This is a genomic window from Lysobacter sp. Soil_N_51 (assembly GCF_057655755.1).
Genome location: NZ_JBDGLR010000012.1, coordinates 32,380 through 47,652 on the forward strand (window position 1 = coordinate 32,380; position 15,273 = coordinate 47,652).

Consider the following 15,273-nt stretch of genomic DNA (forward strand, 5'->3'; position numbering starts at 1 on the left):
TCGGCGCTAACCGTGCGGTTTTCCGAAGCGCCACTAGAGATGGGGAACGAGCGAAAAAGACCTCGGCTCGCGAAGCTCCCAAGTGCGAGGCAAGACCCGCTCTCGACCGCCACTCGTGAAACCCGTCGTGGAACTCCCCCGTTTACGGGGCCACCAACTCCCCGTGTTCCACGTGGAACCGAGTCAATTCAACCTGCATCCCAGCCAACGCAGGCGGATCATCGGTCCCGGTGATGAACACCTGCGCTTGGGACGCCAACAAGCGCTCCAACACCCGCCGCTGATGATTGCGATCCAGCTCGGAGGCCAGATCGTCCAGCGCCACCACCGGCCACTCGCCCAGCACCGCCGCATGATGCTCGGCCTGCGCCAACAGCGCCGACAACGCGGTCAACTTGGCCTGGCCGCGCGAAAGCGCCTCGCGGCCGGGCAAACCGCCGAATCCGATCCGCCAATCGGCCCGATGCGGACCGACCGAGGTGTAACCGGCCAACTGATCGCGATCGCGCGCCAGCAGCAGGGCATCGGACAGCGGAAATTCGTCGCGACGCCAGCCGGGCAGGTAATCCAGGCGCACTTCGCCCAGCGCCGGGGCCAGATCCGTCGCCAACGCGGCGAATCTGGGCTGCAACTGATCCAGATACTGCTGACGCCGCCGGGTCAGCGGCTCGCCGGCCTCGGCCAGCTCGCGATCCCAGGCATCGAGCTGGCCATCGCGGGCTCGCGCCTTGAGCAGGGCGTTACGCTGCTTCAACGCCCGGGTGTAGCGCCGCCACAGCGGAGTGAAGTCCGGTTCCACGTGGAACAAACCCCAATCCAGGTAGCGACGGCGGATTTCGGCCGCGCCGGTGATCAGGGCGTGGCTGCCGGGCTCGAAACTGACCACCGCGAGGGCGGCGCACAGTTCGCCAAGCTGGGACACCGCCGAACCGTCCAGCCGCCCGGTCCAATCCTGGCCGGAATGTCGCATGCCGGCCTTGCGCTTCTGATCGCGGCGCAGTTCCTGCCACTCGACGAAGACCTCCAGCGCCGGATCGCCCGCTCGGATCAGTCCATCTCGGACCCGGCCGCGGAAACTACGTCCGTACGCCATCAGGTGCAGGGCCTCGAGCAGGCTGGTCTTGCCCGCGCCGTTTTCGCCGGTGATCAGGTTGATCCCGGGCTGGGGCGACAGGCTGACGTCGGCGAAACGCCGGAATCCGCGCAGGTCCAGGCGGGTTACATGCATCGCGGGATCATCGCAGAAGGGCTCGGGGAAGGGCGCGGACCGCGCCTAAGACCTCGAAAACCACGTTTCGGCGGGATTTCGGGGCAGGAGCGGAGCAGGATCATCGCAGAAAAGCCGTGTCCGGGGTCGCCAGGGCGATGGTCGATGCCGATACCGGCAAATCCGGTGTGTTGGACGAGGGGAGAGGCCTCAGCTGGCTGCAGCAGCCGGACAACCTGTCTTTCAAAACGCTCAGCCGACTTGGCCGCTGTCCGCAGATGCACGAGCCATCTACTTGAGCCGCCCCGCAAGACGAAAGCTCTTATCCATCGGGTAGGTGGATGCCAGGAATGCCAGCCTCTGCGACCACACACTCGAGCAAAAGACTGCCGGCAAGCCGATCAAGCCGGCCCAAACCGAATCGCCGCCTCAACGCGTGGTGAACCCATCGCGTCCGCCGGACAGGTCGCCGGGAACCCGGAATCCAAAAACAAACACGCCCGGACAAGCCGGGCGTGTGATGTTCCACGTGGAACCGAGTCGTGAAACCCGGCCCGATGCCGTGGATCAGAGCCGCAGCGGCATCACCACATGGCGGCAGCGCTCGTTCGAGGCTTCGCGCACCAGCGCCGAGGAGTTGGCGTCGCGCAATGCGATCACCACATGCTCGTCGCGCAACGCAGTCAGGGCGTCGAGCAGGTAGTTGACGTTGAAGCCCACCGCCAGGTCGTCGACCTTGGTGTCGGCCTCGACTTCTTCCTGCGCTTCTTCCTGTTCCGGGTTGTGCGCGCTGATCTTGAGCTGACCCGGGGTCACCTCGATGCGCACGCCGCGGTACTTCTCGTTCGACAGGATCGCCGCGCGCTGCAGCGATGCACGCAGCACTTCGCGCTCGATCCGCACTTCCTTGTCGGCGCCGATCGGAATCACCGCTTCGTAATCCGGGAACCGGCCGTCGATAAGCTTGCTGGTGAAGGTCACATCGTCGCGCTTGACCCGGATGTGGCCGCGGCCCATCTCGATCTCGATCTCGCGATCGCCGCCTTCGAGCAGACGCTGCAGTTCCTGCACGCCCTTGCGCGGCACGATGATCTGACGCTTGGTCTGCGAGCCGCCTTCGTAAGCCGCTTCGCACAGCGCCAGACGGTGACCGTCGGTGGCCACGCAGCGCAGGCTGTTCTCGCGCAGGTCGAACAACAGGCCGTTGAGGTAATAGCGCACGTCCTGCTGGGCCATCGCGAACGCGGTGCGTTCGATCAGTTCCTTGAGCGCCGCTTCCGGCACGCGCACGCGTTCGGTCGCTTCGACTTCATCGATCGACGGGAAGTCGTTGGCCGGCAGGCTGGCCAGGGTGAAGCGCGAACGCCCCGCCTGGACCGTGATCTTTTCGGCGGCCTGGCTGACGGTCACCTTGCTGCCGTCGGGCAGGGCTCGAATGATCTCGAACAGCTTGCGCGCCGGGATCGTGGTTTCGCCGTCCTTCGCATCGTCGACCGCAACGCGGGAAATCATTTCGACTTCCAGGTCGGTGCCTGTCAGCGAAAGCTGTCCGTCCTTGACCTGCACGAGCAGATTGGCGAGGACCGGCAAGGTCTGCCGGCGTTCGACGACATTGACCACTTGGGCCAACGGCTTGAGAAAGACTTCGCGTTGCAGACTGAAACGCATGCGGACCCCTTGGCCGTCTGTGGGCGAAAACCCACACTAAAAGAGATGTATAAATCAAAAGCTTAGTGGCGGTGGTGTAGCGAAAATCGTTGGAGAACTGCCTTAAACCTTTGATCTATATGGTTTTTTCGATACTTCAAAAGCGGGTAGAACTGGCTTGGTAGGGCGGGTGCAACCTGTGGATAGATCGCGCGCCTCGCGGCGGCCTCGAAGTTGTCCACAGTTTGTACGAGTTTGATCCCCCAAGTTGTGCCTTTCGCCAGCGCAGCTTACGGATTACCTTGTCCCTCGTCGCGCTGGACCACCGCGGCGAACGAGCGATACCGGCTAACCGCAGCTTGGCGACGGGTCCGATCGATGGGCGACGGATGACGGGCATCCGCTTTCATCGCGAACCACGAGCTGCCGCGCTAACAACCAACCGCGCTGGGAACGAACTTCAACCGCCATCGTCCTGCGATCCCGTCTGTGGTGAGCGCAAACGCAGCGGCCGAACCACCGTTCCAACGTGCCGCAATATCGTCGTTTCGTTCACCGGCTCAACGTCGCGATTCGTAGCGAACGTACGCTTCGATGCCGGGTAGGCCAATCGACGTGTTTCTACATTCCTGCTTGTACAACCGCGGCGGCGCTCTGGCCTGAAGCCGATCACTCGCTGCGCTTACTTATTCACTTGTGTTTCGTTGTTTCCAAGTCACCGGTCTAGATCAGCCCAGCCGGCATCACTCGCTGAGCTTGCGAATCAACTTGTCCCAGTCTTCGCGCAGCTTGCCGTCGGTTTCCATCAAGGTGCGGATCTGGCGGCAGGCGTGCAACACGGTCGTGTGGTCGCGGCCGGCGAAGGCATCGCCGATCTCCGGCAACGAGTGCTCGGTCAACTCCTTGGTCAGCGCCATGGCGACCTGACGAGGACGGGCGAGCGAGCGCGTGCGCCGTTTCGACAACAAGTCCTTGATCTGAAGGCCGTAGTAGTCTGCCACGGTCTTTTGGATGTTGGGGATGCCGATCGCGTGCTGCTGCGCGCGCAGCAGGTCGCGCAGGGTTTCCTGGGCGAACTCGACGGTGATCGCGCGGCCGGTGAAGTTGGCGCGCGCGGTCAGGGTGTTGAGCGCGCCTTCCAGGTCGCGCACGTTCGAACGCATCTTCTTGGCCAGCAGGAAGGCGACTTCCTCGGGAATCGCGGCGCCGCGTTCCTTGGCCTTGGAGATCACGATCTGGGCGCGGGTCTCGAAATCCGGCGGCTCGATCGCCACCGACAGGCCCCAGGCCAGGCGCGATTTCAACCGCGGCTCCAGGCCTTCGACTTCGCGCGGGTAGCGGTCGCAGGTCAGGATGATCTGCTGCTTGCCGTCGAACAACGCATTGAAGGTGTGGAAAAACTCCTCCTGGGTGCGGTCCTTGCCGGCGAAGAATTGAATGTCGTCGATCAGCAGCGCGTCCACGCGTTGGAACTGGCGCTTGAACTGATCCATGGTCTTGTCCTGCAGCGACTTCATCATCGCGCTGAAGAACTGTTCCGAACGCAGGTACATCACTCGCATGGCCGGATTGGCCTCGCGCATGGCGTTGCCGGCGGCGAACATCAGATGGGTCTTGCCCAGGCCGGTGCCGCCGTACAGCAGCAGCGGGTTGTGCGCGCGTTCGCCGGGTTTCTGCGCGGCCTGCAACGCGGCGGCGCGGCCGAGCTGGTTGCTGCGGCCTTCGACGAAATTATCGAAGGTGTAGTGATTGTCGAGATTGCCCTGGAACGGCTCGGGCGGCGCCACCGGCCGCGGCGCGGCGACGGTGATGTCGGCCTCGCGCGCCGGCGCGGTGACAGTGCGCGGCAACGAACCCACTTCCAGGCTGACTTCCTCGCTGCCGGCGAAATACGACAGCAGTTCGCGGATCCGGCCCAGGTAGCGCTCGCGCACGTGCTCGACCACGAACGCGTTCGGCGCATAAAGCACCGTCACGGTATCGCGCTGGGTGGCTTGCAGCGGTTTCAACCAGGTGTGTACGTCTTCGACCGGAAATTCGGCTTCGAGGCGTTCGAGGCAGCGGGGCCAGGCTTCCATCTGTAGTGCGTCTTCTTGTGCGTGCGTGTAGCTGACTCGGTCGACCGGCCGGCGCGATCCCTGCGGGACGCGGCCGGAGACGGGCGAAAGCGGCCCCGCGCACGATGCTCGCATCGCGACGGAGAAGGCCGGGGGGTCGGTCAGACTACCATCGAGGCCGGGTCCGGAACAGGACTAATCCACAGGTTCATGCACAGGCTGGGGGTGCCGTAAGGCGGCGCGGGTCACGGATCGCAAAGCCCAAACTAAACAAAGGCTTGACCCGGACTCGGGCGGTTCTATAGAATCCGCGGTCCTCTACGCCGTCTACATTCGAGCCGAATCATGGCCACCAAGCGCACCTACCAGCCCAGCAACCTCAAGCGTAAGCGCGACCACGGTTTCCGTGCCCGCATGGCGACTGCCGACGGCCGCAAGATTCTCGCCCGTCGTCGTGCCAAGGGCCGCAAGCGTCTCACCGCCTAAGCGTTGCCGGCGAACGCGCCGCGTCTGATCGCACCTGTCGTGCCGATCCCGCGTCGCGTCACCGATCGCATCCGATGACTTCGACCCGCTTCCCGCGCACCGCGCGGGTACGCGCGCGCTCCGATTTCGACCGAATCTTCAAGCATGGCCGGCGCGTGGCGCTGCCCGTGCTCGCTTTGCATTTCCAGCCCGATCCGGACCTCGCGCCGCGCATGGGCCTGGCGGTGTCGCGCAAGGTCGATCCGCACGCGGTCGGCCGCAACCGCATCAAGCGCGTGCTGCGCGATGCCTTTCGCCATGTGCGCGACGAGCTTCCGCGCGGCGATTACGTCCTTGTCGCCCGACCCGGCGCCTCGCGCTGCAGCGGCGAGGAACTCCGCGCGGCCTTCCTGAGTCTGCTCAAGCGCGCCGCGCCCCGGCCGGCGCCCGCATTGCCCGCAACTGCGGCGCCCGGCACAATGCCGGCCGCTTCCCCTTCCGACCCCATGCCGGACCCCGGTCCCGGCTGAGCCTGCCTGCTGCCCATGAACCAGACCCGTGCTTTTCTGATCCTCGCCTGGCTGATGGTGGCGACCTTGCTGTGGATGGAGTGGGGCAAGGAGAAATCCGCGCCGCCGCCGACCGCCGCGCCGGCGATCGTCGCCCCGGCCAGCACCGTGCCCAGCGCCGCCAATGGCGCCGTGGCCGCGGTGCCCGGCGTGCCGAGCGCCGCCCCGGCCGTGCCCGGTTCGCCTACCGCGCCGGCCTCCGCCGCCACCGCGGACGCCAGCGACGGCATCGTCACCGTGACCACCGACGTGCTCAAGGTGAACCTGCGCGGCGGCGAGCTCAGCGAAGCCGACCTGCTCAAGTACCCGATCACCTCCGAGCCCAACAGCCCGCCGATGCGGCTGCTGGCCAGCGACTCGACCTTGTTCTTCGTCGCCCAGAGCGGCTGGGTGAGCCAGGGCAACGCCGCGCCGACGCACGAGTCGGGTTTCCGTTTCGCCGGCGCGCAGCGCAACCTCGTCCTCGCCGACGGCGCGCGCGACCTGTCGGTGCCGTTCGTGTGGACCGGCCCGAACGGGGTGACCATCACCCGCACCTACAGCTTCCGCCGCGGCGACTACGCGGTGAAGGTGCGCGACGAAGTCGTCAACGCCAGCGCCGCGCCGTGGTCGGGTTTCGTCTACCGCCAGCTCAGCCGGGTGCCGCGCGAACTGGTCCACAAGGGCCCCTTCAGCCCGGAGCAGTACAGCTTCCAGGGCGCGGCGTGGTACAGCCCGACCGATAAGTACGAGAAGCGCAAGTTCGACGATTTCGCCGACGACGGCAAACTCGACAAGCAGGTTACCGGCGGCTGGATCGCGATGCTGCAGCACCACTTCTTCGCCGCCTGGATTCCGGGCACGAAGGACCAGGGCCAGTTCTCGCTCGAGCAGCTCAGCGCCGGCGGTCTGCCGCAATACCTCATCCGCGACCTCGGTCCGGGCGTCACCGTCGCCCCCGGCGCCAAGGCCGAGACCGAAGCGCGCCTGTGGATCGGCCCGAAGCTGGTCAAGGCGATCGAAGCGCAGAACGTGCAGGGCCTGGACCGCGCGGTCGACTTCAGCAGCTACAGCATTTTCGCGACCCTGGCCAACGGCCTGTTCTGGCTGCTGGAAAAACTGCACAACCTGTTCGGCAACTGGGGCTGGGCGATCATCGGCCTGGTGGTGTTGCTGAAGCTGGCGATGTACCCGCTGTCGGCCGCGCAATACAAGTCGGCGGCGAAGATGCGCAAGTTCCAGCCGCGCGTGGCTCAGCTCAAGGAGCGCTACGGCGAGGACAAGCAGAAGTTCCAGATGGCGCTGATGGAGCTGTACAAGAAGGAGAAGATCAACCCGGTCGGCGGCTGTCTGCCGCTGCTGCCGCAGATGATCATCTTCATGACCTTGTACTGGATGCTCGCCGAGTCGGTCGAGCTGCGGCATGCGCCGTGGATGCTGTGGATCCACGACCTGACCGCGCGCGACCCGTTCTTCGTGCTGCCGCTGATGAACATCGCGATCATGTGGACCACGCAGAAGCTCACGCCGATGACCGGCATGGACCCGGCGCAGGCCAAGATGATGCAGTTCATGCCGCTGATCTTCGGCGTGATCCTGGCGTTCCTGCCGGCCGGCCTGGTGCTGTATCAGGTCGCCAACGGCGGTCTGGGCCTGTTGCAGCAGTGGTTGACGACCAAGCGTTATGCCGAGGCCTCGGCGACGCCGGGCAAGGATAAAGACAAGGACTGAGGTCGTTGTCGTTCTTGATTGGATGCGAAGCCCGCCGTTTGGCGGGCTTCGTGTTTGTGGGGATGGAACGCGTGGGTGACGAGCACCGTTCGCGAACGCGGTGTTTTCGTGAAGCAGGACACGAGCGGGTCGTACGCACGCTTGCGGCACGACGCCAGGAACTGGCTACATCGACCACGACGCCCTGCTCTTGCTCGTCATTCCCGCGAACGCGGGAATCCAGCGACTTCGTTCGCCACTCGCGTGGGCGAGGTAACAACACTTGGGCGTGGCGCAAAGTCACTGGATTCCCGCGTTCGCGGGAATGACGGTCATGTAAGTCGCATCGACCCTGGTCTGTTTGACCTGTGTCTTCACAAGCCATCATCCCCGCGAAGGCGGGGATCCAGGGCTCCACCGAAGCATGACTCTGAAGTCTCTGGATCCCGGCGTTCGCGGGAATGACGGTCATGTAAGTCGCATCGACCCTGGTCTGTTTGACCTGTGTCCTCACAAGCCGTCATCCCCGCGAAGGCGGGGATCCAGGGCTCCACCGAAGCATGACTCTGAAGTCTCTGGATCCCCGCCTTCGCGGGAATGACAGGCAAGAAACAGTCGGGCCAGGGTTTGCCTGCGCCACCCGACAAACACGCACGCTCCCATCCCCGGGATTTATCATCGCGGCCATGACCACTTCCCCCGCCCGCGACACCATCGCCGCGATCGCCACCGCCCCGGGTGCCGGCGGCGTCGGCATCGTCCGCGTGTCGGGTTCGCGCTCGCTCGAGATCGCCCAGGCCATCGCCGCGCGCCAACTGCAACCGCGCCACGCCCACTACGTGCATTTCCGCGACGCCCAGGGCGAAACCCTCGACGACGGCATCGCCTTGTACTTCGCCGCGCCGGCCAGCTACACCGGCGAGGACGTGGTCGAACTGCAGGCGCACGGCGGACCGGCGCTGCTGGAGGAATTGCTCGCGCGCGTGTGCGCGTTGGGCGCGCGCCGGGCGCGCCCCGGCGAATTCAGCGAACGCGCCTTTCTCGAAGGTCGCCTCGACCTCGCCCAGGCCGAAGCGGTCGCCGACCTGATCGCGGCCGGCGATGCGCGCGCCGCGCGCGCCGCGCGGCGCGCGCTCGACGGCGAATTCTCGCGCCGGGTCGAAGCGCTCGCCGACGATGTACTGGCGATCCGCGTCCACGTCGAAGCGGCGATCGATTTCGCCGACGAATCGCTCGACACCCTTGGCGGCGCCGCGTTGCGCACGCGCTTCGCCGCGGCTTCGACCGCGCTCGACGATCTGCTCGCCGCCGCCGAACGCGGCCGTCGCCTGCGCGATGGCTTGCACGCGGTAATCGTCGGTCCGCCCAACGCCGGCAAGAGTTCGTTGTTGAACGCGCTCGCCGGCAGCGACCGCGCCATCGTCACCGACATCGCCGGCACCACCCGCGACCTGCTGCACGAAACCGTCAAACTCGATGGCGTCGAGCTGACCCTGGTCGACACCGCGGGTTTGCGTGAAGGCGGCGATGCGATCGAACGCGAAGGCATGCGCCGCGCGCGCGGCGAACTGGTACGCGCCGACCTCGCCATCGTGGTGCTGGATGCGCGCGATCCCGACAGCGGCCTGGCCTCGGTCGCCGACGCGATCGCCGGCGTACCGGTCTGCCTGTACGTCTACAACAAGATCGATCTGATCGAATCCGACTACGGCTCGCCCACGCCGGTCGACATCGGCGGCGAAGACCGCGTGTTCGTCTCCGCGCGCAGCGGCGCCGGGCTCGATCGCCTGCACGCGCGTTTGCGCGCCTTGGCGCAGGGCGACGCGGCCGATGCCAGCGAAGGCGCGTTCACCGCGCGCGCGCGTCATGTCGATGCGCTGCTGCGCGCGCGCGAGGAACTCGACGATGCGCGCGCGCAGCTCGATCACGAGATGCTGGACCTCGCGGCCGAGGCCTTGCGTCAGGCCCACGACGCCTTGGGCGAAATCACCGGGCGCGTGCGCGCCGACGATCTGCTCGGGCATATTTTTTCGAGCTTCTGCATCGGCAAATGATGGGAACGGCCACATACTGCCGATAGCCGCGCGCGATAAGCCATTGATCGAGACTCGGCCGATGCCGGACGCTCCGGCGCGATCGACGCGAAATTCCAGGTCCGGATGCCGCGGGCGATCCGCCCGAAGGGGCGACCCGAACCAGCAGCGGACCGAAACCCGCAACCTAACCATCAATGCAAGGAATGCAATAATGGATCTGGAATTTTTCAAGAACAACGTCAGTGACGTGCTGCTGGAAGTCGAGATCAACCCGGACGTCGCCCCGGCCTTCGAGAGCGAGTACGCGGAAAGGACCGGACAGACGCCGGAATCCGGGCCGAACTATCAGCATCAACCGAATAAATGGGGCGGCGAGTACCGCATCTACTTCAACAGCGAGCACGACCTTCTGGATGAGTTCGCGGCGCTGAAGATAGAGGTCGAACAGGGCCAGCGGCCGTACCGAGGTCACCTGAAATACCGTGTCAACAATCAAGCATTCTTCTGGGCCCTGGTCGCAGCGGGCTACCGACTCGGCGACAACTGAACTCCGCGGCGCGGCTGGTGAATCATGGCGATAGAAAAGTTGAGCACGCCCCCCGACGACGCATCGCATGATCTGGTCGAACGCCTCGCCGAAGGCTTCCCGGAGCTGATGACCGAAACCCGGGGCGAAGACGGGCGCCCGCGCCGCAGCCTCGATGTCGACAAGTTGCGCCAGCTGCTTGGCGATTGCGCCGTGGAAGGACCGCAGGAGCGTTACCAACTCGACTGGCCCGGAAAGCGCGAAGCCCTGGCGCTGTCCAATGCCTCGGTCAACGCGGCATTGCGTCCGTACGAAAGCGAAAGCGTGGATTTCGCCACGACCGGAAATCTGTTTGTCGAAGGCGACAATCTCGACGCGTTGAAACTGATGCGCGAGGGTTACCTGGGCAAGATCGACATGATCTACATCGATCCGCCGTACAACACCGGCAGCGACCTTATCTACAAGGACCGCTACGCGTCGGCCGCGAGCGACTTCAAGCGCAAGAGCGGCTACACCAACGAGCTCGGCGAACGATTGGTGCATAACGCGCCGAGCAACGGGCGCTTCCATTCCGATTGGTTGTCGATGATCTATCCGCGTCTGCGCATCGCCCGGCAATTGCTGCGCGACGGCGGCCTGATATTCATCTCGATCGACGACAACGAACGGGCCAACCTGCAGAAAGTCTGCGAGGAAATATTCGGCCGCGACAATTTCCTCGGTTGCTTCGTCTGGAAACGGCGCAGCGGCGCGATGGACGCGGTGACCAACCTCAGCGAAGACCACGAATACGTTTTGATCTATTCGAAGTCGCAGGCCGTGCTCAAGGGCGTGGAGCGCACCTTCGAGAAATACACCAATCCCGATAACGACCCGCGCGGGCCGTGGATCTCCGATAACCTCAGCGCCGGCAAGCCCGGTGGCGACACCCATTACCCGATCACCGATCCGGATACGGGCAACGAGTTCTATCCACCGAAGGGACGCTACTGGCCGTACAGCCGCCACACCATGGCGCGGAAGATCGCCGAAGGAAAAGTGATCTTTCCCAAGAGCGCCGGCGGCACGCCGATGCTCAAGCGATTCGCGTCCGAAGCGATCAAGTCGACGCTGCCGGTGTCTTCGTGGATCGAGCGGCCCGGCAGCAACGCGGGCCAGAGCACGCTCGTGGCGCCGATGAACAGTTCGGCCACCAAGGCGCTGAAGGAACTGTTCGACGCGAAGCTGTTTTCTTTCCCCAAGCCGGTCGAGCTGATCAAGGCGCTGATGAGCCAGGGCATGCCGAAAGATGGCGTGGTGCTGGATTTTTTCGCCGGATCGGCGACGACCGCGCAGGCGATGTTTGAATGCAACGCCGAAGACGGCGGAAATCGCCGCGCGATCCTGGTTCAACTGCCCGAAGTCCTGGATCCCGATTCGGATGCGTTCAAGGAAGGGTTCGGCGATATCGCGCAATTGTCGAAGGAGCGGATCCGGCGCTCCGGTGCGAAGGTCCTGCAGGGCGATTGCCATCCGGACTGGAACCGCGATGTCGGCTTCCGAGTGTTGAAGGTCGACAGCTCCAACATGAAGCCGGTCCACCATCGTCCCGATCAGACGGCTCAGCAGGATCTGCTCGACAGCGTCGATAACGTGAAGCCCGATCGCGGCGCCGACGATTTGCTGTTTCAGGTGCTGGTCGACTGGGGCCTGCAACTGACCTTGCCGATTCGCCGCGCGATCATTCGGGAAAAAACCGTGTTCTTCGTCGACGGCGCCGCGTTGGCCGCCTGCTTCGATGCCGAGGGCGGCATCGACGAGGCCTTCGTCAAGGAGCTGACGACGCACAAGCCGCTGCGCGCGGTGTTCCGCGATGCCGGCTTCAAGGACAGCGCGGCCAAGATCAACGTCGAGCAGCTTTTCAAATTGCTTTCGCCGACGACCGAAGTGCGATGCATCTGAGCGGATGCGCGAAGCCATGAAGCTCAAGTTCAAGGCCCAGGACTATCAGACGCAGGCCGTGGAAGCCGTGGTCGACTGTTTTCGGGGACAGCCCGCGCCGCAGGAAACGCTTCGTCATTGCGAGTATCCGGTGGCGCAATCGAGCCGGTTTGATGGTCCGCAAGCGACGTTGCCGCTCGGCGATTACGCAGCCGACTATCGCAACGCCGAACTGGTTCTCTCGCAAAACGAACTTCTGGAAAACATTCGCCAGGTGCAGCGCCGGCAGAATCTGGACGTCTCCGATCACCTGATCCAGACCAAGGTCGCGCGGGTCAATCTCGATGTCGAGATGGAGACCGGTACCGGCAAGACCTATTGCTACATCAAGACCTTGTTCGAGCTCAACCGTCGCTACGGCTGGAGCAAGTTCATCATCGTGGTGCCCAGCATCGCGATCCGCGAGGGCGTCGCCCAATCGTTGCAGATCACCGCCGAGCATTTCCTCGAGACCTATCACAAGAAGGCGCGGTTTTTCATCTACAACTCCAAGCAGCTGCATAACCTGGAGAGCTTCTGCTCGGACGCCGGCATCAACGTGATGGTGATCAACGCGCAGGCGTTCAATGCCACCGCCAAGGATGCGCGCCGGATCTACGAAGAGCTGGACGACTTCGGCTCGCGCCGTCCTATCGACGTGATCAGCGCGGTGCGTCCGATCATGATCCTCGACGAGCCGCAAAAGATGGAAGGCGGCAAGACGCTTGATTCGCTGGGCAACTTCAAGCCACTGGCGGTTCTGCGTTATTCGGCCACGCACAAGACCGTGCATAACAAGATCCATCGCCTCGACGCGTTGGACGCGTATCAGCTCAAGTTGGTCAAGAAGATCGCGGTGCGCGGCATTTCGGTGAAGGGACTGGCGGGCGCGAACGCGTACCTGTATCTGCAGTCGATCGAGATCTCCAGCGACCGGCCGCCGGTGGCGCGGATAGAACTCGAGCACCGGCGTGCCGACGGCACGATCGGGCGCGTGGTGAGGAAACTGAGCAAGGGCGACAATCTGCTGTCGGCGAAATTTTCCAACGCGCTGGAGCAGTACCGCGGCTTCGTGGTCGACGAAATCGACGCCAATGCCGACACCGTGAGCTTTGCCAACGGCGTGGAGCTGGCGGTGGGCGAAGCGATGGGCGACGTCGACGAAACGCTGCTTCGCCGCATCCAGATCCGCGAAGCCATCAAGGCGCATTTCGACAAGGAACAGGCGCTGTTCCATCACGGCGTGAAGGTGCTGAGCCTGTTCTTCATCGACGAGGTGGCGAAGTACCGCGACTATTCCGCCGAGGACGAAAAAGGCGAATACGCGCGCGTGTTCGAGGAAGAGTATCGGCAGTATCTCGACGAGATGCTCGCGGCGGAGGAATCGGCGTATACGCGTTATCTGAAGGCCATCGCGCCGGAAGATACCCACAGCGGCTATTTCTCGATCGACAAGAAGACCAGGCGCATGGTCGATCCCGAGGTGGAAAAGCGCGGTGAGAACGCCGGCTTGTCCAGCGATGCGGACGCCTACGATCTGATCCTCAAGCGCAAGGAACGGCTGCTGTCGTTGGACGAACCGGTGCGTTTCATCTTCTCGCACTCGGCCCTGCGCGAAGGCTGGGACAATCCGAACGTGTTCGTCATCTGCGCGCTCAAGCACAGCGATCACACCATCTCGCGCCGGCAGGAAGTCGGGCGCGGGCTGCGCCTGTCGGTCGACCAGAGCGGTGAGCGCATGGACCATCCGGCCACGGTGCACGACATCAACGTGCTGACCGTGGTGGCGGGCGAAAGCTACAAGGATTTCGTCGCCGCCTTGCAAAAGGACATCAGCGGTTCCTTGTCGGCGCGGCCGAGGCAGGCGAGCGAAGATTATTTCGCGGGCAAGGTGTTGCGCACGGTAGGCGGCGATCTCGAGGTTTCACCGCAACTGGCGAAGCAGATCTACCGCTACCTGGCCAAGAACGATTACACCGACGATGCCGACCGCATCACCGATGCCTATCGCCAGGCCAGGAAGCTCGGCTCGCTGGCGTCGCTGCCGGCGGAGTTGCAGCCGCATGCCGAACAGATGTTCAGACTGATCGATACCATCTTCAGCGATGGCCAACTGCCCGACATCGGCGACGATCGTCGCGCCAAGACCAATCCGCTGAATTCGAACTTCGACAAGCGCGAGTTCAAGGCGCTGTGGCAGCGCATCAATCGCAAGGCCGCCTACAGTGTCGATTTCGATTCCGATGAACTTATCGGCAAAGCCGTCGCCGCGCTCAACCACAAAGACGAAGGGCTGCGGGTCGCGCCGCTGCGTTACACGATCGAGAAAGGCGAACAGCTGAGCCGGATCGAACTGGACACGCTCAAGCGCGGCGCCGGCTTCCGGGTCATGGAGACCGAAGTCGAATACGACCGGCGCTCGGCGCATTCGCAGGTGGCTTACGACCTGATCGGACAGGTTGCCGAGGGCACCCGGCTGACCCGCCGCACGGTGGCCGCGATCCTGACGGGCTTGAACGCCGCGGTGTTCGATCAATACAGAAGCAATCCGGAGAGCTTCATCGCCGAGGCGATCCGGCTTATCAACGAACAAAAAGCCACGGTCATCGTCGAGCACCTGAGCTACGATCCGATCGAAGACAAGTTCGATCTGGATATTTTTACCTCCAGACAGAGCCGGCAGGACTTCAGCAAGGCCGGCGACAAGCTGGACAAGCACATTTACGACTACGCGCTGACGGATTCGAGGGTGGAGCGCGAGTTCGTGAAGGAACTGGACACCGCCACCGACGTGGTGGTTTACGCCAAGCTGCCGCGCGGATTTTCGATTCCCACGCCGGTCGGCGACTACACCCCCGACTGGGCGATCGCGTTCAAGGAAGGCAGCGTCAAGCACATCTACTTCGTCGCCGAGACCAAGGGTTCGATGTCGTCGATGCAACTGCGCGCGGTCGAGAAAACGAAAACCCAGTGCGCGCGGAAATTTTTCGAGCAGATGAATCGGCGTCACGCCGGCGAGGAAGTCAGGTACGACGTCGTGGACGGCTTCGGACAATTGATGGAGATCGTGAAGTCATAGCGCCGTGGGCGCGGCCAAGCCGCGACCCCGGCGCGA

10 protein-coding genes are annotated in these 15,273 nt (G+C 64.0%); 7 read left to right on the plus strand and 3 right to left on the minus strand.

The window, feature by feature from the left end; all coding sequences use genetic code 11:
* Nucleotides 1-142: 142 nt before the first annotated feature.
* From recF to dnaA, 3 genes are all read right to left on the minus strand, one after another.
* Nucleotides 143-1,228, minus strand: coding sequence for a DNA replication/repair protein RecF (gene recF, locus AC3A4T_RS21650; RefSeq protein WP_487677292.1), 1,086 nt, complete (start codon nucleotides 1,226-1,228; stop codon nucleotides 143-145).
* 546 nt (nucleotides 1,229-1,774) lie between these two features.
* Nucleotides 1,775-2,875: a DNA polymerase III subunit beta gene (gene dnaN / locus AC3A4T_RS21655; RefSeq protein ID WP_046658564.1), complete on the minus strand. Its 1,101-nt coding sequence runs from the start codon at nucleotides 2,873-2,875 to the stop codon at nucleotides 1,775-1,777.
* A gap of 722 nt (nucleotides 2,876-3,597) precedes the next feature.
* Complete coding sequence (gene dnaA, locus AC3A4T_RS21660; RefSeq protein WP_487677293.1) at nucleotides 3,598-4,932, minus strand: chromosomal replication initiator protein DnaA; 1,335 nt, start codon at nucleotides 4,930-4,932, stop codon at nucleotides 3,598-3,600.
* Nucleotides 4,933-5,256: 324 nt separating this feature from the next.
* On the opposite strand from dnaA, the gene rpmH reads away from it, so the two are divergent.
* The 7 genes from rpmH to AC3A4T_RS21695 all read left to right on the plus strand — a co-directional run bounded on the left by rpmH (nucleotide 5,257) and on the right by AC3A4T_RS21695 (nucleotide 15,237).
* A complete protein-coding gene (gene rpmH / locus AC3A4T_RS21665) occupies nucleotides 5,257-5,397 on the plus strand; it encodes a 50S ribosomal protein L34 (RefSeq protein WP_027083663.1) in 141 nt (46 codons plus the stop codon).
* A gap of 74 nt (nucleotides 5,398-5,471) precedes the next feature.
* A complete protein-coding gene (rnpA, locus tag AC3A4T_RS21670; RefSeq protein ID WP_487677294.1) occupies nucleotides 5,472-5,906 on the plus strand; it encodes a ribonuclease P protein component in 435 nt (144 codons plus the stop codon).
* 15 nt (nucleotides 5,907-5,921) lie between these two features.
* Nucleotides 5,922-7,655, plus strand: coding sequence for a membrane protein insertase YidC (yidC, locus tag AC3A4T_RS21675; RefSeq protein ID WP_487677295.1), 1,734 nt, complete (start codon nucleotides 5,922-5,924; stop codon nucleotides 7,653-7,655).
* 665 nt (nucleotides 7,656-8,320) lie between these two features.
* Nucleotides 8,321-9,688, plus strand: a complete 1,368-nt coding sequence (mnmE, locus tag AC3A4T_RS21680) for a tRNA uridine-5-carboxymethylaminomethyl(34) synthesis GTPase MnmE (protein WP_487677296.1) — start codon at nucleotides 8,321-8,323, stop codon at nucleotides 9,686-9,688.
* A 193-nt stretch (nucleotides 9,689-9,881) separates the two neighbouring features.
* Entirely contained in the window at nucleotides 9,882-10,217 is a 336-nt protein-coding gene (locus tag AC3A4T_RS21685) for a hypothetical protein (RefSeq protein WP_487677297.1), read from the plus strand.
* 39 nt (nucleotides 10,218-10,256) lie between these two features.
* Nucleotides 10,257-12,140 carry a site-specific DNA-methyltransferase gene (locus tag AC3A4T_RS21690; RefSeq protein WP_487677298.1) on the plus strand — a complete coding sequence of 628 codons (1,884 nt, stop codon included), beginning with the start codon at nucleotides 10,257-10,259 and terminating at the stop codon, nucleotides 12,138-12,140.
* A gap of 16 nt (nucleotides 12,141-12,156) precedes the next feature.
* Nucleotides 12,157-15,237, plus strand: a complete 3,081-nt coding sequence (locus AC3A4T_RS21695) for a type III restriction-modification system endonuclease (RefSeq protein ID WP_487677299.1) — start codon at nucleotides 12,157-12,159, stop codon at nucleotides 15,235-15,237.
* Nucleotides 15,238-15,273 lie beyond the last annotated feature (36 nt).